Origin of the sequence: Thermococcus celericrescens, from assembly GCF_001484195.1 — an archaeon.
GTDB classification, from domain to species: domain Archaea; phylum Methanobacteriota_B; class Thermococci; order Thermococcales; family Thermococcaceae; genus Thermococcus; species Thermococcus celericrescens.
The window spans coordinates 1-20,305 of the sequence record NZ_LLYW01000045.1 but is presented as its reverse complement, the minus strand read 5'-3'; the positions used below and the strand labels follow the sequence as shown (position 1 = coordinate 20,305).

Genomic DNA, 20,305 nt, shown 5'->3' with positions numbered 1-20,305 from the left:
AAGGGCATCAGTGGGAACTCCAACAAGGGTAAAAAGCAGAATTATCTCCTCTCCCACGTCTGGCGGTTTAATTACGTTATCAAACGCTTGAAGGAAGTTGCTGGGGAGTATGATATTCGGGTTTTGGTTGTGGACGAGGTTTTCACGTCTAAGCGTTGTCCCGTCTGCGGGAGGCCTCACGAGGGGGCTCGCTTCCTTCGTGGTTTGTTTAAGTGTCCCGAGACGGGGCTTGTCTTCAATTCAGACTTGGTTGGGGCGTTTAATATTTTGAAGAGGGCTGTGGGAACGATAACCCTGAACTTGGGCGGTTTGTACGCTCAAGGGAGGGGTAATTGGGGGAAGGCCGGGCCGGAGGGGTCTAAGACCCGCTTTTTAGTGGGTTTGAATGAGACCCCTCAAACCTCTCCGCCTTTAACGAGGGGTTAAGCCGAACCCTCGCCCCTCACGGCGGGAAGGAGGTCAGCTCCAGGCCTGCTATTTTCAAAACATCGTCCTTGTTTCCCTTTGCCAATAAGATGTAAATGTTGGTCTCATCCTCTATTTTCAACAGGAGCAATGTGCTATTGTCCTTTTCGAAGATAACTCCCTTCGGGAGTGTCTTGAATTTGGTGTAACCTGCTCCTTTAAGATAGTTCAGGTATCTTTCCACGTATTCCTCCGGACTTTTGTGATACCTGAGCTGGAAGGCCGCGATGATCTTGGACTCCTCTGGCGTTTCTCCGTACTTTACCTTCGAGATTACGATGGAGGTCTCCTTGGGGTACGCGTAGAGTGCCAGATAAACCCTCCCGGAGAGGTTATGTTCTCTGTGGAGGCTCCTGGAAGAACAAAGCCAGTCCAGTTCTCGGAAAAGCCTTCGAGGGATTTAAAGTGGCATCCCGGCCTCTCCTCGGTCCAGTTTAAACGGTTGAAGTTGAAAAAGCCTACGAGTACGTGCCTCGGACTTCCATTTACAACCTCGTCGAGGGTTATTCCCATAAATCTTGCCCCTGGAGGAAAGCCAGGGCCACTGACAATCGGTGGTTTAAGGCCGCTCACGTTCACCGGCACCTTAGAGAAGCACGGATTAGGAGTATTTGTTGTTTTATCGAGGAAGACAACGCTCCCGACTAGTGTCAAAAGGAAAATTAAGAGAAAAAGATGAAAATTCCGCTTTTTCATCGAATCTACCTCCTACGCACGAAGATAAACCATGCATCCTCCCAATTTCCGTCCACTATGTAATGGCTGGCACTGTCCCATGTATCATGAATTTCCCAGTAAAATGCACCGGCATATCCGACATAACCAACGACTGTAACCGTATGGTTTACGTAATTTTGGGAGTGGTCTAATGCAGAGCCTCCCTCAATCATCCACAGTAAAATGGGATGGTTGTTGATATCTGATATTGCATCGTAGAATCCTGTTGAGCGGCTTTCCCACCAAGCAGTATAGTCATTTTCAACGATATTATTGAGAGTTATTATTTTTGAAATACGCTGATATTCTTCATGAAGGTTTTCTATGCCTGGAACTACGTTGTAACTCCAAGTGGCCCCTGTCGCGTTTGTTTGTAGAGTATGATGAAGAACATCAATCAACGCTTCCCTGTCCCAAGAATCTTGAAGCTGGGGTTCAAGTATGCTATCACCATTGAAACGGCTATGTGGGTACATCAGTCACACCAGGACCATGGGTCATCACTGGGACCCACGTTGTAAGGATACGGCTTTGGATTGTCATCGTCATCCGTTGTGGTCCAAGCTGGCACATTTGAAATATGCTTTTCCACGTAAGTAGACATCGTCGATGTATGTCACTTGTTGCCTCTGCGGATAGTATGTAGGGTTTGTGCGAGAATTCCAGTTTAACGGCTTTTGGGACGGAAACAATTCTACCGTGAATGTCAATTGCTTTCCCGTTCCCCAGCTCTACGCTGTAGCTTAATCCACCGTAATACAGCAACCGGTGCTGTTTTGTTAAAAATCCCTGGATTCTGACTGCACCGATTCTTCCCAGCCTCTTGCTCGGTGCTTCTCCTTTCCCGAACTCAAGAACAGGGGGCATATACCTCTGCGCCGCCACGAGTATAAAACCATCTGGCTTGCCTTTCACAAGTACTGTGAACTCGTAGGCGCTCTTGGTTCCGTTAGGGAAGTAGTACACCACAGGCAGAGAAAGTTTTGCGTTCTTCCAGTCTTCAAAGTTCGGAACGTTTGAGGATGCCCACTGCGGGTGTCTCTGAGCGACAGGCATGGCTTCAGCTGGCGTCACGGAACCAGTGTGGCCCTTCGGGAGAACCATGCTTAAAGCTCCAGTGAGGCTACTCAAAACTAAAACCGCAAAAACGGCCACAAATGTCCTGGTCATCCACTTCTTCAAGAGGGTCACCATTGGACATATTATCCAGAATTCTTATAAATCTTGTGCGGACACAAATTTATAAACGACTTGTTACTTCCCTTTAAACTGGACTTAGTGAATACAGCCGCACATCAGAGGGAGGAACTAAAAAGTGTAGAGACTCTCAAAGTCCACCCGCGCGGTCATATCTATGTTTATCGGCGTTACACTGACCTTTCTCTCTACCTTCAGGGCGTAGGCGTCAGTTCCGGGCTCGAACTTCTCGCACTTCCTTCCGACTATCCAGTAGTATGGATGTCCCCTCGGATCGATGCGCTCCTCTATAGTCGGGCGGTATCTCCTCCTGGCGAGTCTCGTTACCACTATCCCGGTCTCCGGCGTGGCATCCCTGGGCACGTTCACGTTGAGCATGTCAATGCCATCGGGAAAGCCCCTCTCAAGAACTGCTTTGGCTATCCTCCTCAGAAAATGCGATGCAACGGAGAAGTCTATTCCCTCCCCCTCACTGAGGGTCTTTCTCCAGTCAACTTCAAGGCTCACGGCTATGCTGGGAATACCGTGCGTGGCAGTTTCAATAGCCGCCGATGCTGTTCCCGAAACGGTTATCTCGGTGCTGAGGTTCTCACCGAGGTTTATCCCGCTTATAGCGAGGTCGAAGTCGGTGAAGCGCGCGAGGGCGAAGATTACACAGTCCACAGGCATTCCATCGAGACCGTAGGCAACCTTTGCGCCGGGGACGTCAACGAGCTTGGCCCTGAGGGGGCGGTGAAGGGTCATTGCCCTGCCACTGGCACTCCTCTGGAAGAGCGGCGCGACCACGTAAACCTCCCCGAGGTCTTTCACAGCTTCGACAGCCGCCCTCAAGCCCCTGGAATAAATCCCGTCATCGTTCGTGATGAGTATCCTCGGCATGGTTCTGGTTAATCCCTCACCTTTAAAAACCCTAACTTCCAGCGAGGCTTAGGTGAGAAGATGACCTACTGGACGAGCGAGGACAACGTCGCCGGGAAACCCGGAACGGCGCTGTTTATCATACTCCCAACCATTGGATGCTACCGCTTCAGGATCAACCAGGCCTGCTACATGTGCGCTTATCCCACCGCGGCGCCTAGGGTCAGGTGGAGCCAGGACGCCATAGTGGACTACGTCAAAGAGGCCCTCAAGAAAATCGAAGGCAAAAATGGGCCTTTCGCGGTCAGAATGTTCACCTCGGGCTCGTTCCTGGACAACGGCGAGCTTAAGCCCGAAACGAGGAGGAAGATCTTCGAGATTCTGGCGGATTTCGATGATGTTAGGGAGATAGTCATCGAGAGCAGGAGCGAGCTGGTCCGCTACGATGCCGTTAAGGAGCTGGCTGAGATAGTCCCTGATAAACACTTCGAAGTTGCCATAGGCCTTGAAACGGCCAACGACGATATAGCCGATGTCTCAATCAACAAGGGCAACACCTTCGAGGACTTCGTTAAGGCGGCAGAGACGACCCACGAAGCTGGAGCAAAGGTCAAGACCTACCTCCTGCTGAAGCCTATTTTCCTGAGCGAACGCGACGGCATAGAGGACGCCAAGGAGGGTATAATCAAAGCCGAGCCCTACACTGACACCTTCTCGATAAACATCACCGACATCCAGAAGGGAACGCTGTACGAGAGGCTCTGGGAAAAGAGGGAGTACCGCCCGCCCTGGCTTTGGAGCGCGGTTGAGGTCCTGGTCTGGGCGAAGAAGCGCTTCCCGAACAAGAGGATCCTGAGCGACCCGGTGGGGGCTGGCTCGAAGCGCGGGCCCCACAACTGCCTCACGGACTACGACCGGACCATAGGAAGAGCGATAAAGAAGTTCTCGGCAACGCAGGATTTGAGCCACATCGAGAACCTCAAGCCAGAGTGCCTCGAGAGATGGGAGTACATAGTCGAAAACGGTCTCCTCGACTGGCAGCTGCTGACGTGGTGAATGTATTTCGTTTTTGAAAGAGTTTTCATGCCCTCTTTTCGTTCTCCTTATAACGCCCCTCGTGATTCTTTGATGCCCATTTATGGGCACCCACGAAAGCTTTAAATGTTGACAAACGTAAAAGGACTTAGCAAATCGCGGGTGATGCTTATGGCAGCTGTCGAAGGGAAAACCGTTGTCGTGAAGGAGAACTACCTCGTTACCGGCAAGGCGGAAGGTGTTGTTGAAATCGACGTCGACACTTTTCTCTGCAAGGGCTGCGGTGTTTGCGTTGAAATGTGCCCGAGAAAAGTGTTTGAGTGGAGCAAGGAGCTCAGCGAAAAGGGCGTTCACTACCCGGTTCCTGTTAACGCCGAGAAGTGCGTCAAGTGCAAGCTCTGCGAGCTTCTCTGCCCGGACTTTGCCATCGCGGTTAGGTGGTGACTCATGATAATCAGAGGAAACGAGCCGGATCAGATTCGGCTCATAAAAAGGCTTTACAAACCGGGCAACTACTTCATGCAGGGCAACGAGGCGGTAGCTTATGGCGCCCTCTTCGCCGGATGCCGCTTCTACGCGGGTTATCCGATAACCCCATCCAGCGAGATAGCGGAGACGATGGCTCGCGAACTGCCTAAGCTCGGCGGCTACTATCTCCAGATGGAGGATGAGATTGGGAGCATAGCCGCGATGGTCGGCGCCTCCTGGACAGGATTCAAGGTCATGACTGCCACAGCTGGACCGGGATTCAGCCTCATGCAGGAAAACCTCGGCTATGCCGTGATGACCGAGACCCCGCTCGTTCTGGTCGACGTCCAGAGGAGCGGCCCCTCAACCGGACAGGCCACGAAGGGAGCTCAGGGCGACTTCTTCCAGGCCAGATGGGGAACCCACGGCGACCATCCGATCGTTGCCGTTTCTCCAACGAGCGGGCAGGATGCATTCTGGGAGACGATAAGAGCATTTAACATCGCCGAAAAGCTGAGAACTCCAGTTGTGGTGCTCTTCGATGGAGTCCTCGCCCACACGAGGGAGCAGATAAAGATTCCGGACGTTTCTGAGGTTGAAATAACCTACCGCAAGCTTCCGGAGAACGAGGAAGAGGCAAAGCTTCCCTTCGGCGACCCCCACGGGGACGGCGTTCCACCCATGCCGCTCTTCGGCCACGGCTACTTCACCCACGTCACCGGTTCGACTCACAAAGAGACCGGCCTGAGGGATGTTTACACCCCCGAGGTCCACGACAGGCTCGTGAGGAGAATCCACCGCAAGATCGAGAAGAACCGCGAAGTTTACGAGAAGTACGAGGAGCACTTCACGGACGACGCCGAGATACTCGTCGTCAGTTGGGGAGTGACGGCTAGGCCCGCCCTTGGAGCGGTTCTCAGGGCCAGGGAGGAAGGAATAAAGGCCGGCCTCTTCGTGCCGAAGACCGTTCACCCGTTCCCGGCCGAGAGAATGAGGGAGCTGGCGAAAAAGGCAAGGACGATACTCGTCGCCGAGATGAACCTCGGCCAGATGATAATCGAGGTCGAGCGCTACGTTAACGACGACGTCCTCCTCAAGGGCGTGAACAAAATCGGCGGAGTGCCTCTGACCGTTGAGGAGATCCTCCGCAAGATAAGGGGTGTTGCCTGATGGCGAAGAAGATATACTCCACCTATCCGATGGTTAAGTACCTCCGCAAGGAGGCCCTTCCCACCGCTCTCTGTCCCGGCTGCGGCGGTGGAACGGTCCTCAACGCCTTCGCGAACGCGATCGACGGTCTCAAGATTGACCCCAAGGACCTCGTCGTCGTTAGCGGTATAGGCTGCTCCGCCTGGATAGCCTCACCGTACTTCCTCGCCGACACCCTCCACACGACCCACGGGAGGGCGATAGCTTCGCCACCGGCGTCAAGGTGGGCCTTCCCGACAAGAAAGTCGTCGTCATAAGCGGTGACGGTGATTTGGCGAGCATAGGCGGCAACCACCTGCTCCACGCCGCGAGGAGGAACATAGACATAACGGTCATCCTCGTGAACAACTTCATCTACGGAATGACGGGCGGCCAGGTCGCCCCGACGACGCCGTTCGGCGCTAAAACGACCACCAGCCCGTACAGGAACATAGAGCACCCGCTTCAGATTTCCGAGACTGTCGCTGCCGCCGGAGCGAGCTACGTTGCCAGGTGGACCACCGCCCACGTCTACCAGCTCATCGAGAGCATAAAGAAAGCCCTCCAGGTTAAGGGCTTCTCGCTCGTTGAGGTCATCTCCCAGTGCCCTGTCCAGTTCGGAAGGAGGAACAGGATGAAGGAGCCGGCCGAGATGCTCAGGTGGTTCCTCAAGAACTCAGTCCCGGTCAGCAGGGCGAGAAACATGAGCCCGGAGGAGCTTGAGGGCAAGTTCGTCATAGGAGAGATAGTCAACAGGGAGAGGCCGGAGTTCACCACGGAGCTTAACAAGCTGATTGATGAAGTCCAGGAGCACTTCGGGCTTAAGGGTGAAGATGATGGAGTTTGAGACCATTGGCAGAAGGCTGAGGGAGGCATTTGGGAACAGGGTTGAGGAGATCATCGTCTTCGGTTCAAGGGTTAGGGGAGACTACAGGGAAGAGAGCGACTTAGACGTTCTTCTAGTCTTTAAAGACGGGATAAAGCCGGAGGACTGGGACGAGATAGGAAGGCTGAGCGCCGAGCTTACCCTTGAGCTGGGCGTCTCGGTCATGATAGTGCCCCATACCTCCAGAAAAGACAGCCTTTACACCACAGCGAAGACGGAGGGTGTGACGGTATGAAAAAGGAAGAGATCAGCGCTCTGCTGAAAAAAGCAGATGAGAGACTCAAGGCCACCAAAGAGCTCTTTGAGAAGGGCTATTATGCATTCACCATATCAAGCACCTACTACGTCATGTTCTACTGTGCAAGGGCGCTTCTTCTCTCGAAGGGCATAACGCCGAAGAGCCACGCAGGGGTTCACGCCCAGCTCGGAAAGGAGTTTGTCAAAACGGGGGAGATTCCCGCGAGGCTCTACACCGGCTATTCCAAGGCGTTAAACATGCGCCATACTGCCGATTACGATGTTTTCGTGGAGTACACTGAGGAGGAAGCCCGTGAGGTTTTGAAGTACGCGGAAGAATTTTTGGCATTCACGAAATCCTACCTGGAGGGGATTGGAGATGCAGGTTAGGTTTGCAGGCATAGGAGGCCAGGGTGTTGTTCTGGCCGGCGTCATACTCGGCGAGGCCGCCGCCATAGAGGGGCTGAACGTCGTCCAGACCCAGGATTACAGCTCCGCGAGCAGGGGCGGCCACTCTATAGCGGACGTGATAATATCTAAGGAGCCGATTTACGACGTCATAGTCACCGAGGCGGACGTTCTCGTCGCACTCGCCCAGCTCGGCTACGACACCGTAAAGGACGAGCTGAGGAAGGACGGGCTGCTGATTATAGACACAGACCTGGTTAAGCCCGATAGGGACTACATCGGTGCCCCGTTCACGCGCCTGGCGGAGGAGAGCACCGGTCTGGCACTTACCGTCAACATGGTCGCCCTCGGCTACCTCGTGGCGAAAACCGGCGTTGTGAAGAAGGAAAACGTCGAGGAGGCCATAAGGAGGAGGGTTCCCAAGGGAACCGAGGATATAAACATCAAAGCCTTCAGGGTCGGTTACGAGGAGGGATGTGGATGAGATATCCGTTTCCGGTTGGCAGAAGCGACTTCATTCAGGGTGATGAGGCGATAGCAAGGGCGGCGATCCTCGCGGGATGCCGCTTCTACGCGGGCTATCCAATCACGCCGGCCAGTGAGATATTCGAGGCCATGGCCATTTACATGCCGCTGGTGGACGGTGTAAGTATACAGATGGAAGACGAGCTGGCGAGCATGGCGGCGATAATCGGAGCCTCCTGGACAGGCACCAAGGCCATGACGGCAACGAGCGGCCCGGGATTCAGTCTCATGCAGGAGAACCTCGGCTACGCGATAATGACGGAAACTCCGGTTGTTGTCGTGGACGTCCAGCGCGGCGGCCCATCAACGGGCCAGCCGACCCTCGCGGCCCAGGGCGACATAATGCAGGCCATCTGGGGAACGCACGGCGACCATTCACTGATAGTCCTCAGTCCCTCAACCGTCCAGGAGGCCTTTGACTTCACCATAAGGGCCTTCAACCTGGCCGAGAAGTACAGGACGCCGGTGGTTCTTCTCACCGACGCGGAGATAGCACACATGCGTGAGCGCGTTTACATTCCCCAGCCTGGGGAGGTCGAGATAATCGACCGCAAGCTTCCGGCCAGCGAGGAGGAGGCGAAGTTCCCGTTCGGCGACATACACGGCGACGGAGTGCCGCCGATGCCGATATTCGGCAAGGGGTACAGAACCTACGTCACTGGCCTCACCCACGACGAGAGGGGAAGACCCAAGACGGTGGACGCAGAGGTTCACGAGAAGCTCATACGGAGAATAATCGAAAAGTTGGAGCACAACAGGGAGGACATCATCTCCTACGATGCCTTCGAGCTCGATGACGCTGAGGTAGCGATAATAAGCACGGGCATAGTCTCCCGCTCGGCGGTAAGAGCCGTTAAGATACTCCGCGAGAGGGGCGTTAAGGCCGGCCTTCTCAAGCTCAACACGATATGGCCCTTCGACTTCGACATGATTGAGGAGCTTGCCGAGCGCGTGAGGAAGATATACGTCCCGGAGATGAACCTCGGACAGCTATACCACCTCGTCAAAGAGGGCGCCAACGGAAAAGCGGAGGTCGAGCTGATAGCGAAGATAGGCGGCGAGGTTCACACTCCGATGGAGATAGTCGAAAGGGTGGTGGGCTGAATGTACCTGAAATCCGCTTACGAGATTCGCGACAAGTACCTGAGAAAGGACATGCTTCCTACAATATTCTGTCCGGGCTGTGGAATAGGCTCGGCACTCCAGTACACGCTCCGTGCGATAGACGACCTCGGCCTCAACCCGGACGAGATAGTCTGGGTCAGCGGAATAGGCTGTTCCTCCCGCGTTCCGGGCTTCGTCAACTTCGACGGCCTGCACACAACCCACGGGAGGGCTCTGGCGTTTGCAACGGGCATAAAGCTTGCCAATCCTGACCTCAAGATAATCGCCTTCATGGGCGACGGCGATGCCGCAGCCATCGGTGGAAACCACTTCATTCACGCCATCAGAAGGAACCTCGACGTTACGGTGATACTCATCAACAACTTCACCTACGGAATGACCGGCGGACAGGTCGCGCCGACGGCCCTTAAGGGCCTGCGCGGAACGACCGCTCCCTACGGCCAGTTTGAGAACCCCTTCGACATAGCCGACCTCGCGGTTTCGGCTGGAGCCAACTACGTGGCAAGGTGGAGCGTCTTCAACTACCTCCAGGGAATCAACAGCATAAAGAAGGCCCTCAACAAGGAAGGCTTTACCCTCGTCGAGTTCCTCTCTCCGTGCCCGATAAGCTTCGGAAGAAGGAACAGGATGAAGACCGCTCCGGAACTGCTCCGCTGGTATCAGAAGATAACCGTTCCTCTGGCAAAGGCCAAGAAGATGCCGCCGGAGGAGCTTGAGGGCAAGATAGTCATCGGCGAGTTTGCCGACAGGGACAGACCCGGTCTCGTGAGGGAGTACGAGGCGTACAAGAGGCGCGCCAAGAAGATGATGGGGTGGGAAGAATGAGGAAGGAGATACTCTTCAGCGGCTTTGGCGGTCAGGGAGTCATTTTAGCGAGCGTCATACTTGGAAGGGCCGCTGCCGTCTACGAGAACCTCTACGCCGTCCAGACCCAGGCCTACGGGCCGGAGTCGAGGGGTGGAGCGAGCAAGGCGGAAGTAGTCATAAGCGACGAGCCCATAGACTACCCCAAGACCCTCAAGCCGGACTGTGCGGTTTTCTTCTCCCAGGAGGCTTACAACAAGTACCTCCACACCGTTAGGAAGGGTGCTCGCATAATAGTCGAGGAGGAGCTCGTTCCGCACAGGGACACTGAGTTCGAAAAGGGGCTTGAGGTGGTCTCGCTACCGCTCACGGAGATAGCCGAGGAAACCACCGGACTGAGCCTCACCATGAACATCCTCACCCTTGGAATCCTGACGGCCTGGACCGGTGTCGTGAGCAGGGAGGCTATAGAAAAGGCCGTTCTGGATGCGGTCCCCAAGGGCACCGAGGAGATAAACCTCAAGGCACTTCACAAGGGCTTCGAGCTTGGGGAGAAGGCAGGGGCTGGAGACCGCTGACCCCTTTCTTTCCCAAAAACTTATCAACCCGCGCTCCCATTTCTTACCATGCTCATCAACGAGACCAAGGAGAGAACGTGGCACGGGCCTGTGAAGCTGGCGGACAGCTTCTTTAAGCGCTTCAGGGGATTAATGCTGGTTAGAAACGTCAACTATGCCCTGGTCTTCGTTCTTCCGGCAGAAACCAAGGCCAACGCTTCAATCCATACCTTCTTCATGCTGAGCGATATAGACGTAATCTGGCTGGACTCCGCGAGATGGGTGGTGGACTTTAAAACCGCCCGGAAATGGCGGCTCTACGCTCCGAAAGAGTCGGCCAAGTACATAATAGAGGGACCGGTGGGGCTGATAAAAACGCTCGACGTTGAAGAGGGCGATTTGATAAGCTGGACCCCCAGCGAGGAGAAAGAAAGGGCCGTGCCGGTGAAGGTGTCGCTGCCCGATGGCCTCTCCTTCGAGAAGGGAACCAACGGAATGGCGCTCACGGAGAGTGTGCGGGAAGTGAAGGTGAAGGGGAACTAAAACTCAAACTCTACCCCGTTCTCCTCGCCCTCCCAGAGGATTACTCTTTTGAGCCTGACGCCCTCTGGCAGTTTTTTTTCCACCTCTTCCGCAATCCACAGGGCCACGTTTTCGGTCGTCGGGTTTTCGAAGAGAGCGTTTAAGTTCCTGTGGTCGAGTTTCCCAATGATTTCATTCACGATTCTCCTCAGCTCGAGGAAGTCCATCACGTAGCCGTTCTCCAGTGGACCTTCGACGGCCACCTCAAGCCTGAAGGTGTGGCCGTGTATCTCCTCCGGCTTTCCGTTGATCAGAACGGCATGTGCGGCTTCAAATTTGAAGCGCTCGATGATTCTGGCTCTCATGATACCCACCACCGGTCTTGGATGTTATTCAAACTAAAACCTTTGGGCCGGGATTATGCATAACTCAACATATTTTAACCATTTAAAAATAACCCACCGTAATGTTTAAAACCCGCAGGTCTTATAAGGGGCTAAACCCATTGCCGGGACGGTGGTTAAAATGGTCAGGTACATGGTAACGTCCGCTCTTCCTTACGCTAACGGTCCGATTCACGCGGGGCACTTGGCAGGAGCATACCTTCCAGCAGACATCTTCGTGCGCTACCTGAGGCTCAAGGGAGAGGAGGTGCTCTTCGTCTGTGGAACCGATGAACACGGAACCCCCATAACCTTCCGCGCGCTCAAGGAGAACCGGAGCGCCAGGGAAATCGTTGACGAGTTCCACGAGCACATAAAGACGACCTTTGAGAGGGCCAAGATAAGCTTCGACTACTTTGGCAGAACCGAGCTGCCGGTTCACTACCGCATAAGCCAGGAGTTCTTCCTCAAGGCGCTTGAGAACGGCCATCTCGTCAAGAAGGTCACCAAGCAGGCATACTGCGAGCACGACAAGATGTTCCTACCGGACAGGTTTGTGATAGGGACCTGTCCCTACTGCGGCGCCGAGAACCAGCGCGGCGACCAGTGTGAGGTCTGCGGCCACCCGCTGACTCCTGAGATACTCATAAACCCGCGCTGCAACCTGTGCGGCAATCCAATCACCACAAAAGACTCCGCCCATTACTACATCCGGATGCAGGACTTCGAAGAGAGGCTGAAGGAGTGGGTTCTCAGCCAGGAGCACTGGAAGCCGAACGTCAGGAACACCGTTCTCGGCTGGATCAACGAGGGGCTCGAAGAGAGGGCCATGACGAGGGACCTCAACTGGGGAATACCCGTCCCCCTCGACGACGAGGACATTAAAGGAAAGGTGCTCTACGTCTGGTTCGAGGCACCTATAGGCTACATCTCGATCACAATCGAGCACCTGAAGCAGGAGGGAAGAGAGAACGAGTGGAAGAAGTTCTGGCTCAACCTCGACGGCGAGACCAGGGTAATCCACTTCATCGGTAAGGACAACGTGCCCTTCCACGCGATATTCTGGCCCTCCTTCCTGATGGCCTACGGGAAGTATAGAGATGAGGAAGTCGAGGCCGAGTGGAATCTGCCCCACGACATCCCGGCCAACGAGTACCTCAACCTTGAGGGCAAGAAGTTCTCGACGAGCAGGAACTGGGCCATATGGGTTCACGAGTTCCTCGACGCCTTCCCAGCCGACTACCTGCGCTACTACCTCACCGCCATAATGCCCGAAACTCGCGACAGCGACTTCAGCTTCGCCGACTTCAAGAGCAAGATAAACGAGGAGCTCGTCAACAACCTCGGCAACTTCGTTCACAGGGCGATGACCTTTGCCAACCGCTACTTCGATGGAACTGTGCCGGAGAGAGGCGAGCTGGACGACCTCGACAGGCAGGCCTTCGAGGAGATTGAGAAGGCATTTGAGGAGACCGGAAAGCTGATAGCCCAGTACAAGTTCAAGGACGCCCTCAAGAGGGTTATGGAGCTCGCCATCTTTGGCAACCGCTACTTCGACTACCAGAAGCCGTGGAAGACCGCCAAAACCGACCGCGTAAGGACGGCAACCACAGTGAACATCTCCCTCCAGATAGTCAAGGCGCTCGGAGTACTCCTTGAGCCGTTCCTCCCCGATGCGAGCGAGAAGATATGGCACCTACTCAACCTTGAAGAGCTCAAGCGCTGGGAGTTCACCGAGCTTCCTGCTGGCCACCGCGTCAGGAAGGCCAGCCCGATGTTCAAGAAGGTAACCGACGGGGACATCATCTACTTCATCGTGAACTACATAGCACGGGGCAATCCCAAGAGCGCCAGGCTGCTCCTTGACAAATACTACAAGCGGGACGATGTAGTGAAGGTTGCATTCGAGCGCTTTGGAGATGCCAAACGGGAAGAGGCGATGGCAATCCTTAAGAGCATCTACGGGGATGAAATCGGGCCTAAAACTGAAAAGCCCGAAAAAGCTTCGAAGAAGGAGAAGGCGAAGAAAAAGGAGAAAGGTGGTGGAAGCATGGAGTACATAAGCTTTGACGACTTCCTAAAGCTTGATCTGAGGGTCGGGAAGATAATCGAGGTCAGCGACCACCCCAATGCCGACAGGCTCTACGTGGTCAAGGTTGACCTTGGGGACGAAGTCAGGCAGCTCGTTGCCGGGCTGAAGAAGTACTACAAGCCGGAAGAGCTGCTCAACCACTACGTCGTCATCATAGCAAACCTTGAACCTAAGAAGCTCCGCGGCGTTGAGAGCCAGGGAATGCTTCTGGCAGCCGACGACGGCGAAAACGTCGCCCTGCTGATGCCGGATAAAGAAATAAAGCTGGGTGCAAGAATAAGGTGAGGGCTCAAAGTTTGAGCTCCACCCAGTTCTCCCTCTTCTTCTTGTAGACCCTCACCAAGCCCCGCTTCTCAAGGCGCTGGAACATCCTCCAGGCGGTTGTCTTTGGAATCCCGAGCATCTCCCGGACTTCAGCCTGTTTGGCCCTGCCACCCCTGTCGAACAGGTAGAGCAGCGCATTCTCCTCGTCCTTTGTCAGTTCGTACTCCTTGAGGCGTCTCTCGAAGTCCTCCCTGCTGATGCCGGGGGTCCTTTCCTCTTCTCCCCCGTGCTTCATGTAGGCAAAGCCTCCACCTGCGGCAAGTGCGAGGAGGGCCAGGATACCGACCACCGTCCAGTTCGTGGAGCCCTCATCAGGAGCACTCGGAGTCGAGGATGGAGAGCTCGGATTGGAGGGCACCGTTGAGTTGGAAAGTTCAGTGGTCGTTCCCGATGTGGGCGGGACGGTTGGAACCTCGGTTCCCGTTGGTCGGTATTCAAGGACATAGGAAACCGTCTGGTTTCCAGCCGGCATTAGTATCGAATTCCCATTTATCTCAAGGGGTATGTCGGTGAGGTCAACTATGACAGCGTTATCTGGAAACGTGATTTTAACAGGGGTAGTTGAACTGAAACGAACACTCCATATGGCGCCAGTTTTTGCGGTCAGGTCGGGAGTGTAATAGGTTATTCTAACGCCCGTGGCGTTTTCAAAGTACACGGTAAGAGTGGAGCCGTTTATCTCATACGGCAGGGGTTTTCCATTCTCATCGATAACGGTCAGCCCCTCAACGTTGGTGGCGAGGAGCGGGACGGAAAAGCTGACCGTGTAGTTTTCGGGAACGATAACCTCAACTACCTTAACGTATCCGTCGGAATAGACCGTGAGGCCCAGGGACTCGACGGAGTACTGCCCGCTTACGAGGGGCAGGATCATGAGCGCAATTGCGAACACCATCGCTGCTTTGCTCCTCATCCCAGCACCTCCAGAAGTTAAGAAATCCCCCTTAAAAAGATATTAGAAGGGAGTTCACTCGTCATCCTCCGACTCGTCTTTCTCGTCTTTACCGTCGTGCTCCATGTCCTCGTTGTCATTCTCGGAGTCCTCATGCTGGCCGTTGTCGTCATCGTGGGAATCCTGCTCCTCGTAGTCCCCATCCTGGTCATCTTCGCTCTCGTCGTCGGTGTATTCGTCCCTGTGCTCGTCCTTCTCCTTGTGGTCATCCTCGTATTCGTCCTCGCCATCCTTTTCATCCTTGTGCTCTTCTTTCTCTTCCCTCTCCTCCTTTTCCTGCTCTTCGCGCTCCTTCTCCTCCTTGTACTCCTTCTCTATCTCTTTGGTGTCCTCGATTATCTCCTTCAGCTCCTCGTTGATGTCGTGGAGCATGTCGAGGGCTTCCTCGTACTGGCCGCTCTCAACAAGGGCGTTGAATCCCTCGTACATCGTCTGGAGCTCCATGAGGTTCTCCTGGAGATATGTGGCGTTTATCGTGGAGTTCCCGAGCATGGCCATTAGCTTCTCCATGAGCTTCATCTGCTCCTGGAGCTTCTCCATGAAGGCCTGGCTTATCTCATCGGCCTTTGCACCGACGATACCCTCGGAGAGATCCTCAACGGCATCCTCAAGCTTGTCCATGAGCTCCTCCGCGTACTCAAGGTCTGCCTTGAGGACGGTAACGTTGCCGCTGGCGAGGTCCCGGGCAACGACCATATAGGCGGCCTTGGTCTCGTTGTAAAGCTCCATGACGTAGGTAACGTTGAGGCCTTCGGCTTTGGCCTCCGCGATGACTTTCTCAACGTACGGGAAGTACTCCGCGGCCCTGTGAAGCTCCTCCTTGGCGTCCATTATTGTCTCATAGTATTCGTGCTCTTCCTCCATTTTCTTCTCCTTGTGCTCCTCGTAGTAGTCGGTCAGCTCCTCGATGACCTCCTTGTAGAGGTAGAGGGCATTCATAGAGGCGTTTATGCTCTCGCTGTAGTTGCCGGCGTTGTAAAGTTCCCCCGCCTGGGCACGGGTTGCTTCAGCCTGGGAGTAGAGGTCAAGGGTGTGATTGGAGATTGTGACGTTGTTCGCATTGAGCTCGGCCATCAGACCTGCCGTGTAATCGGAGACCTTATCCAGTATCACAAGCAGGTTGTACGCCTGAACACCGCTCGTGTTCGTTGTATTGGTGACGTTGGTTATGTTAACTGGGGTGGTGTTGGTTACGTTCGTGGCGTTGACCGGCAGGGTCTGGTTGCTCACTGCGGTTGTGTTGGTTGCCGTGGCGTCTACGCTGGCCGCCCATGCGGTGGTGCTGAGTGGTATCAGTGCTCCTATGAAGAGCACCAGCAGTGTTTTCATACTCATCTTCATGGCTCTCACCTGATGTTGTGTAGGTGTCCACACGTATATTAGGAACCCGCCGGACTTTGCTCGTTTCAAAACGTTCCTCCAGGTTTCTCTTTTACAAAAAAGCACTTAAGAAGAGGAAAGAAGGGGTTAAACGCCTCACTTGTCCCCATCGGCCCTAAAACCTGAGCTCCACCCAGTTTTCCTTCCTGCCCTTAAGAACCTTCACCAGACCCTTCCTCTCAAGGCGCTTGAACATCCTCCATGCGGTGGTTTTGGGCAGACCTATCGCCTCCCTGACCTCGGCCTGGCTGGCCCTCCCGCCCTTATCGAAGATGTAGAGCAGCGCACGCTTCTCCTCCTCGTTGAGGTCGAGGTTTTCCAGCCGGGCTTGGAATTCCTCCCGGGTGGGCATTGATTTTCCTCCGCCTTTCCTTCTCCAGAGCACATAGGCAAAACCTCCGATCACTCCAAGACCGGCTAGGATTATCAGATATGCCGAACCCTCCGTTCCGCCTTCACTGCCAGCCCCTCTGCCGTTGAGTGTGTAGGAGACGCTCTGGTTTCCGGGAGGCATGGTTATCGAGTTCCCCGCTATTTCGAGGGGTATATCGCTCAGGTCGACCACTATGGCGTTCTCAGGCAGTACTACAGTGAAGGAATCGTTGGTTGCAATGTGAAGCGTCCACACCATGCCTTCCTTTGCGGTCAGGTCGGGGGTATAGTAGGAGACCTTGACTATGCCGGCGTCCCCGGAATATATGAGGAGGCTTCCGTTCTCAAGCCTGAAGTTAAGGGGATTTCCGTTCCCGTCCTCGACGATAACGTTCTCGTAATGGTCGCCGAGGAGGGGAAGTTCAATCTGGGAGGAATACTCCGCGGGCAGGATTTCATATTCAACCTTGACGTAGCCGTCATTGTAAACCGTCAAAACCCGGGATGAGACGGTATAGGCACTAACCCCGTGCAGGAGGCAGAGCGTTATCAGCATGAGGATTGCAGCCCCTTTGAGTCTCATTTAAGCATCCCTCCATAACTAAAAAGGAAAGGTCAGGAGTGGGCGAGTATGAACTCATCGATCTTGTGGAGCATGTCCAGTGCTATCGCGAAGTGGGCTTTGGCCTGGAGGGGCTTCTTTGCCTTGAGAAGCTCGACGCCTATCCTGAGCTCCTGGGCGGCCACCTTCAGCTGAACCTCCGCCCTGGTGGTGTCAACACCCCTGCTCTTGAGCTCACGGAGCGCCTTCGCGTCCTTCTGAATCCTGTCGTTCATCTCCCTGAGGAAAGCGCGGACGTCCTTCAGCTTTTCATCGAGCTCCCTCTCGCGAACCTTTCTGAGTACGAACTCAACGGCGTTGTGGAACTCAACTATGGTTTCCCTGTTATCCTTCATGACGGTCAGAGCGTCCTCCCACTTGCCCTCGTCGGCCAGGGCCTTGACCTGGCTGTAAACCTCCGAGAAAGCATTGAGCCTCTCCTGGAGCTCCGTCACGTTGTAACCGTTCTGCTCCCCGACTTCGATTGCCTTCTGAGCTATCTCCATTCCCTTCTCGCCCTTGATCAGGAAGTCTTTGACGATCTCCTCAGCGTTTGCGTAGGCGAGCTCCTCGCGGACCTTTCTCAGCTCCTCGTCGAGGAGAGCTTTCTTCTCCTTGGCGACTTCATAGTCCGCCTTCGCCTTTTCGTAGTCTCCGGCCTTAAGGTCATCGAGCACAACTTTGTAGGCATCTCTGGTCTCGTTGTAGAGCGCGGTGAGGTTGCTCACGTCTATCCCCTGGTTCTCCGCCAGCCTTATGGTCTTCTCAACGAACCTGAAGTACTCCGTCATGCGCTCGATTTCCATTTTGATGCGTTCCCCTACATCCTGGACCTTCTCTTTGGCCTCCTTAAGCGCTGAGAGGGCAACCTTGTAGTGGTGCATGGCCGTGAGGCTGTCCAGTATCGAGTTGTAGTAGTCGCCGGCCTCGTACTCGCTCACCGCCTTTTCCTTGTAGTCCTCTGCGAGCTCGTAGTGGGTGAGTATCGTGGAGTTCTCGGGCAGCTTGTCCTTTATAGGTTCTATCTTGTCCTCGGCGAACTTGCCCAGCCTCTGAAGCTGGTCAATCAGCTGACCCGCTATCACCATCTCCCTGGTGCTGTTGTCCATTACCACTCCGGTGTACGACCCGGTGGTGTTGTTGCTCTCAGCCAGGCCCAGCGGTATTACGCTGCCAAGGAGCAGCATTGCCAGGGCCAGTGCAAAGCCCTTTATCCCCTTCATGGGCATCACCGATGAACGCTAGGGGCTAAAACCTATTTGAGGACTCCGACGGAACGAACGTTTCAGAGCGTTCCATTCCTCTCAAGCTCCCTTATATGGAGGGCTGTAACGCATATGCCTTCCACCACGTTCCTAAAATGCGGAATCTCTCCAAACTGGGCGTACAGGCTTCCGTAGTTCGGGTGCCACGCATCGACCTGCTCGCGTCCCCTGGCGGTGATGATGTACACCACCCAGCCCTTATCCTTGAGCATCTCAACGAGCCTCCACACGTTCGTCATGTCATTTTCATCCGCTATCTCAACGCCGTACTCGGCCTTGATTTTCTCGAAAAGTTCCGACATCTTTCTCACCGGGGAGAATTGGGGCTGAACGTTAAAAACCTTCGAGTGCCCTGAGGAGGAGCCTCACCGCGACCAGTATCAGAAGCACTGAGAACAGTATCTTAAACCGCCTCGGCTGCAGCTTTGGAACCAGTCTGGCCCCCACGGCGGCCCCTATTATGAGGCCGGGGGAGAGCAGGAGCGCCGTTTGAAGGTCCACCTGTCCAAGTCCGATGTGGGTGGCCGTTCCCACCAGCGCCGTGAAGAACAGGGCGAGGCTGGACGTTCCGACCGCGTAGTTTACGGGGAGGCCCGCGAGGGTGTGGAAGAGGGGAACGTTCAGTACGCCCCCGCTGACCCCCAGAAGTCCAGAGGTTAGGCCGGAGAGGGCACCTATCAGCGGAACCTTTCTATAGTTTATCCTCAGAGCCTCCCCGCGGTTTCTTACATCGCTTCTCCTGATGAAGACGTAGGCAACGTAGATTAGGAGAAGCCCGAATACTGCCTCCAGCACGTTTGAGTTCAGCATCCCCGAGAGGTACGCGCCTATCACCGCGGCCGGAATTGAAAAGGCCTCCTTCAGAAAGGCCACCCTGTAGAGAACCCTGCCGGCCCGGATGTGGGCGTAGGCGGAGGATAGGGAGCTTATCGTGATACAGGCGAGGCTGGTTCCGATAGCCACGTGAATGGGCAGTCCAAGGAACACCAGCGAGGGAACGATGAGGAACCCGCCTCCGACCCCAAACAGACCCGCTACCGTGCCTATGAGGGCACCGATTAAAACGGCCATCCCAGGGTTAAGCATTCCGCATCGGCCCGGTATCCCCGGGAGGGTTTATATAATTTAGCAGGAGGATTACAACTTCAGCCAAAAAATTTTTGAACTTTAGAACCGTAGAAATCTGGATGAAGATGGGATGGAAAAGTACTGGTTGATGGTGCTTCTCGTCTTTGTGATAACCCAACCAGGCTCGATAACCTTCGCCAATTGGGACGCGCCCTACGGCTTTTACAAGGACCTCTCGGTCTGGCTCAGCTCTGCGGCGGGAGGATTGCTGCTGGTGCTTGCCTACGGCCTGTACGAGTGGAGGAATGGAAAGCTGAGCTCCGTGAACCTTCTTCTGGTCGGGGTTACCATCCTCCTAACGGCCATAATCGGTTATCGCGCTGAGCTTGCGCTCGGGGGTGAAATGGGCTATGGACGCGAGAACATAGTGCTTTTCGTAATCGGGGGGCTTATCGGGTCCATATTGTCCGTAATGCTACTCTTAATCTCGTTACTTTTTTCTTCTGAAGGCCTCGTCCTTTAGGGTGGGGATGCAGTAAACCGCCCAACAGCCTTTAAACAGGAAAGCAAAACTATTTTAAAGCCTAAAAAACATTACCATACTTTAGAATGAAGCGGTCAATAACGGTAAAACTCAACCCTCAAAAACCCAAGAGAAACATTCAAATCCGAAATAGGCTCGGCAACAGTTCAACAAATCTGCAGGAAGAACGCCGAAAGCTGGAGAAGCTTCTTCTCACTCTTAAGGAACAAACGGAACGGAGAACCCCCCAACTGGCTCAAACCCAAACCACCAAACTACATCAAGGGAGAAGGCTTAATAGTCCTCAGAAACGACCAATACAAAATTGAAGGAAACAAACTAATCCTCAAAGG

The 20,305-nt window shown here is 54.6% G+C and carries 25 protein-coding genes and 2 pseudogenes; 16 read left to right on the top strand and 11 right to left on the bottom strand.

Features of this window, described 5'->3' with window-relative positions; translation table 11 throughout:
- A partial coding sequence (locus tag APY94_RS11635) for a zinc ribbon domain-containing protein (protein WP_157065543.1) occupies positions 1–426 on the top strand: 426 nt, incomplete at its 5' end.
- 16 nt (positions 427–442) lie between these two features.
- Here APY94_RS11635 and APY94_RS11630 read toward each other — a convergent pair.
- Complete coding sequence (locus APY94_RS11630) at positions 443–649, bottom strand: hypothetical protein (protein WP_058939788.1); 207 nt, start codon at positions 647–649, stop codon at positions 443–445.
- Between the two features lie 18 nt (positions 650–667).
- Here APY94_RS11630 and APY94_RS13260 point away from each other — a divergent pair, with 18 nt between their 5' ends.
- The gene (locus APY94_RS13260; protein ID WP_157065542.1) at positions 668–1,144 is read left to right on the top strand and encodes a hypothetical protein; all 477 of its coding nucleotides are present in this window, start codon (positions 668–670) and stop codon (positions 1,142–1,144) included.
- A 22-nt stretch (positions 1,145–1,166) separates the two neighbouring features.
- Here the strand turns inward: APY94_RS13260 and APY94_RS11625 are convergent, their stop codons facing one another.
- From APY94_RS11625 to surE, 3 genes are all read right to left on the bottom strand, one after another.
- Positions 1,167–1,658, bottom strand: coding sequence for a hypothetical protein (locus APY94_RS11625; protein ID WP_058939787.1), 492 nt, complete (start codon positions 1,656–1,658; stop codon positions 1,167–1,169).
- Complete coding sequence (locus APY94_RS11620; RefSeq protein ID WP_157065541.1) at positions 1,645–2,373, bottom strand: hypothetical protein; 729 nt, start codon at positions 2,371–2,373, stop codon at positions 1,645–1,647. Before APY94_RS11620 ends, APY94_RS11625 begins: the two co-directional genes overlap by 14 nt.
- 117 nt (positions 2,374–2,490) lie before the next feature.
- Positions 2,491–3,258 carry a 5'/3'-nucleotidase SurE gene (surE, locus tag APY94_RS11615; protein ID WP_058939785.1) on the bottom strand — a complete coding sequence of 256 codons (768 nt, stop codon included), beginning with the start codon at positions 3,256–3,258 and terminating at the stop codon, positions 2,491–2,493.
- Positions 3,259–3,318: 60 nt separating this feature from the next.
- On the opposite strand from surE, the gene APY94_RS11610 reads away from it, so the two are divergent.
- The 11 genes and pseudogenes from APY94_RS11610 (at position 3,319) to APY94_RS11560 (ending at position 11,013) form a co-directional block, all read left to right on the top strand.
- Positions 3,319–4,293, top strand: coding sequence for an archaeosine biosynthesis radical SAM protein RaSEA (locus APY94_RS11610; RefSeq protein WP_058939784.1), 975 nt, complete (start codon positions 3,319–3,321; stop codon positions 4,291–4,293).
- A gap of 150 nt (positions 4,294–4,443) precedes the next feature.
- Entirely contained in the window at positions 4,444–4,716 is a 273-nt protein-coding gene (locus APY94_RS11605; protein ID WP_058939783.1) for a 2-oxoglutarate ferredoxin oxidoreductase subunit delta, read from the top strand.
- A gap of 3 nt (positions 4,717–4,719) precedes the next feature.
- A complete protein-coding gene (locus APY94_RS11600; protein WP_058939782.1) occupies positions 4,720–5,910 on the top strand; it encodes a 2-oxoacid:acceptor oxidoreductase subunit alpha in 1,191 nt (396 codons plus the stop codon).
- Positions 5,910–6,775: pseudogene (locus APY94_RS11595) on the top strand (2-oxoacid:ferredoxin oxidoreductase subunit beta). Before APY94_RS11600 ends, APY94_RS11595 begins: the two are co-directional and overlap by 1 nt.
- The gene (locus APY94_RS11590; RefSeq protein ID WP_058939781.1) at positions 6,765–7,049 is read left to right on the top strand and encodes a nucleotidyltransferase family protein; all 285 of its coding nucleotides are present in this window, start codon (positions 6,765–6,767) and stop codon (positions 7,047–7,049) included. The pseudogene APY94_RS11595 and the gene APY94_RS11590 overlap by 11 nt, the downstream one beginning before the upstream one ends.
- On the top strand, positions 7,046–7,441 hold the full coding sequence (locus APY94_RS11585) for a HEPN domain-containing protein (RefSeq protein WP_058939780.1): 396 nt from the start codon (positions 7,046–7,048) through the stop codon (positions 7,439–7,441). Before APY94_RS11590 ends, APY94_RS11585 begins: the two co-directional genes overlap by 4 nt.
- Entirely contained in the window at positions 7,431–7,943 is a 513-nt protein-coding gene (locus tag APY94_RS11580) for a 2-oxoacid:ferredoxin oxidoreductase subunit gamma (RefSeq protein WP_058939779.1), read from the top strand. The genes APY94_RS11585 and APY94_RS11580 overlap by 11 nt, the downstream gene beginning before the upstream one ends.
- On the top strand, positions 7,940–9,088 hold the full coding sequence (locus tag APY94_RS11575; RefSeq protein WP_058939778.1) for a 2-oxoacid:acceptor oxidoreductase subunit alpha: 1,149 nt from the start codon (positions 7,940–7,942) through the stop codon (positions 9,086–9,088). The genes APY94_RS11580 and APY94_RS11575 overlap by 4 nt, the downstream gene beginning before the upstream one ends.
- Positions 9,089–9,934: a 2-oxoacid:ferredoxin oxidoreductase subunit beta gene (locus tag APY94_RS11570; protein WP_058939777.1), complete on the top strand. Its 846-nt coding sequence runs from the start codon at positions 9,089–9,091 to the stop codon at positions 9,932–9,934. It begins immediately after the preceding gene.
- On the top strand, positions 9,931–10,491 hold the full coding sequence (locus APY94_RS11565) for a 2-oxoacid:ferredoxin oxidoreductase subunit gamma (RefSeq protein WP_058939776.1): 561 nt from the start codon (positions 9,931–9,933) through the stop codon (positions 10,489–10,491). The genes APY94_RS11570 and APY94_RS11565 overlap by 4 nt, the downstream gene beginning before the upstream one ends.
- Positions 10,492–10,539: 48 nt before the next feature.
- Complete coding sequence (locus tag APY94_RS11560) at positions 10,540–11,013, top strand: DUF192 domain-containing protein (RefSeq protein ID WP_058939775.1); 474 nt, start codon at positions 10,540–10,542, stop codon at positions 11,011–11,013.
- Here the strand turns inward: APY94_RS11560 and APY94_RS11555 are convergent.
- Positions 11,010–11,357: a 6-pyruvoyl trahydropterin synthase family protein gene (locus APY94_RS11555; protein ID WP_058939774.1), complete on the bottom strand. Its 348-nt coding sequence runs from the start codon at positions 11,355–11,357 to the stop codon at positions 11,010–11,012. The two genes, APY94_RS11560 and APY94_RS11555, sit on opposite strands and share 4 nt — an antisense overlap.
- Before the next feature lie 160 nt (positions 11,358–11,517).
- On the opposite strand from APY94_RS11555, the gene metG reads away from it, so the two are divergent.
- Positions 11,518–13,752, top strand: coding sequence for a methionine--tRNA ligase (gene metG, locus APY94_RS11550; protein ID WP_058939773.1), 2,235 nt, complete (start codon positions 11,518–11,520; stop codon positions 13,750–13,752).
- 4 nt (positions 13,753–13,756) lie between these two features.
- Here metG and APY94_RS11545 read toward each other — a convergent pair whose 3' ends face one another.
- The 6 genes from APY94_RS11545 to APY94_RS11520 form a co-directional block, all read right to left on the bottom strand.
- Positions 13,757–14,704 (bottom strand): helix-turn-helix transcriptional regulator, encoded by a 948-nt coding sequence (locus APY94_RS11545; protein WP_058939772.1) that lies wholly within the window; start codon positions 14,702–14,704, stop codon positions 13,757–13,759.
- A 54-nt stretch (positions 14,705–14,758) separates the two neighbouring features.
- Entirely contained in the window at positions 14,759–16,084 is a 1,326-nt protein-coding gene (locus APY94_RS11540) for a hypothetical protein (protein WP_058939771.1), read from the bottom strand.
- Between the two features lie 154 nt (positions 16,085–16,238).
- A complete protein-coding gene (locus tag APY94_RS11535; protein ID WP_058939770.1) occupies positions 16,239–17,078 on the bottom strand; it encodes a helix-turn-helix transcriptional regulator in 840 nt (279 codons plus the stop codon).
- 32 nt (positions 17,079–17,110) lie between these two features.
- A complete protein-coding gene (locus APY94_RS11530) occupies positions 17,111–18,319 on the bottom strand; it encodes a coiled-coil domain-containing protein (RefSeq protein ID WP_058939769.1) in 1,209 nt (402 codons plus the stop codon).
- 62 nt (positions 18,320–18,381) lie between these two features.
- Entirely contained in the window at positions 18,382–18,663 is a 282-nt protein-coding gene (locus tag APY94_RS11525; RefSeq protein ID WP_058939768.1) for a hypothetical protein, read from the bottom strand.
- Positions 18,664–18,694: 31 nt separating this feature from the next.
- Complete coding sequence (locus APY94_RS11520; protein ID WP_058939767.1) at positions 18,695–19,447, bottom strand: sulfite exporter TauE/SafE family protein; 753 nt, start codon at positions 19,445–19,447, stop codon at positions 18,695–18,697.
- Between the two features lie 112 nt (positions 19,448–19,559).
- Here APY94_RS11520 and APY94_RS11515 point away from each other — a divergent pair, with 112 nt between their 5' ends.
- Together APY94_RS11515 and APY94_RS13760 are read left to right on the top strand one after the other, a co-directional pair.
- On the top strand, positions 19,560–19,952 hold the full coding sequence (locus APY94_RS11515; RefSeq protein ID WP_245610471.1) for a hypothetical protein: 393 nt from the start codon (positions 19,560–19,562) through the stop codon (positions 19,950–19,952).
- 129 nt (positions 19,953–20,081) lie between these two features.
- Positions 20,082–20,305, top strand: a pseudogene (locus APY94_RS13760) (RNA-guided endonuclease InsQ/TnpB family protein); the annotation flags it as partial.

Coding starts and splice junctions, on each gene's coding strand:
- APY94_RS11555 (WP_058939774.1), bottom strand. CDS start 11,357: ATGAGAGCCAGAATCATCGAGCGCTTCAAATTTGAAGCCGCACATGCC.
- APY94_RS11520 (WP_058939767.1), bottom strand. CDS start 19,447: ATGCTTAACCCTGGGATGGCCGTTTTAATCGGTGCCCTCATAGGCACG.
- APY94_RS11540 (WP_058939771.1), bottom strand. CDS start 16,084: ATGAAGATGAGTATGAAAACACTGCTGGTGCTCTTCATAGGAGCACTG.
- APY94_RS11575 (WP_058939778.1), top strand. CDS start 7,940: ATGAGATATCCGTTTCCGGTTGGCAGAAGCGACTTCATTCAGGGTGAT.
- APY94_RS11600 (WP_058939782.1), top strand. CDS start 4,720: ATGATAATCAGAGGAAACGAGCCGGATCAGATTCGGCTCATAAAAAGG.
- APY94_RS11515 (WP_245610471.1), top strand. CDS start 19,560: ATGGAAAAGTACTGGTTGATGGTGCTTCTCGTCTTTGTGATAACCCAA.
- APY94_RS11585 (WP_058939780.1), top strand. CDS start 7,046: ATGAAAAAGGAAGAGATCAGCGCTCTGCTGAAAAAAGCAGATGAGAGA.
- APY94_RS11625 (WP_058939787.1), bottom strand. CDS start 1,658: ATGTACCCACATAGCCGTTTCAATGGTGATAGCATACTTGAACCCCAG.
- APY94_RS11560 (WP_058939775.1), top strand. CDS start 10,540: ATGCTCATCAACGAGACCAAGGAGAGAACGTGGCACGGGCCTGTGAAG.
- APY94_RS11530 (WP_058939769.1), bottom strand. CDS start 18,319: ATGAAGGGGATAAAGGGCTTTGCACTGGCCCTGGCAATGCTGCTCCTT.
- surE (WP_058939785.1), bottom strand. CDS start 3,258: ATGCCGAGGATACTCATCACGAACGATGACGGGATTTATTCCAGGGGC.
- APY94_RS11580 (WP_058939779.1), top strand. CDS start 7,431: ATGCAGGTTAGGTTTGCAGGCATAGGAGGCCAGGGTGTTGTTCTGGCC.
- APY94_RS11605 (WP_058939783.1), top strand. CDS start 4,444: ATGGCAGCTGTCGAAGGGAAAACCGTTGTCGTGAAGGAGAACTACCTC.
- APY94_RS11590 (WP_058939781.1), top strand. CDS start 6,765: ATGGAGTTTGAGACCATTGGCAGAAGGCTGAGGGAGGCATTTGGGAAC.
- metG (WP_058939773.1), top strand. CDS start 11,518: ATGGTCAGGTACATGGTAACGTCCGCTCTTCCTTACGCTAACGGTCCG.
- APY94_RS11610 (WP_058939784.1), top strand. CDS start 3,319: ATGACCTACTGGACGAGCGAGGACAACGTCGCCGGGAAACCCGGAACG.
- APY94_RS11545 (WP_058939772.1), bottom strand. CDS start 14,704: ATGAGGAGCAAAGCAGCGATGGTGTTCGCAATTGCGCTCATGATCCTG.
- APY94_RS11565 (WP_058939776.1), top strand. CDS start 9,931: ATGAGGAAGGAGATACTCTTCAGCGGCTTTGGCGGTCAGGGAGTCATT.
- APY94_RS11525 (WP_058939768.1), bottom strand. CDS start 18,663: ATGTCGGAACTTTTCGAGAAAATCAAGGCCGAGTACGGCGTTGAGATA.
- APY94_RS11570 (WP_058939777.1), top strand. CDS start 9,089: ATGTACCTGAAATCCGCTTACGAGATTCGCGACAAGTACCTGAGAAAG.
- APY94_RS11535 (WP_058939770.1), bottom strand. CDS start 17,078: ATGAGACTCAAAGGGGCTGCAATCCTCATGCTGATAACGCTCTGCCTC.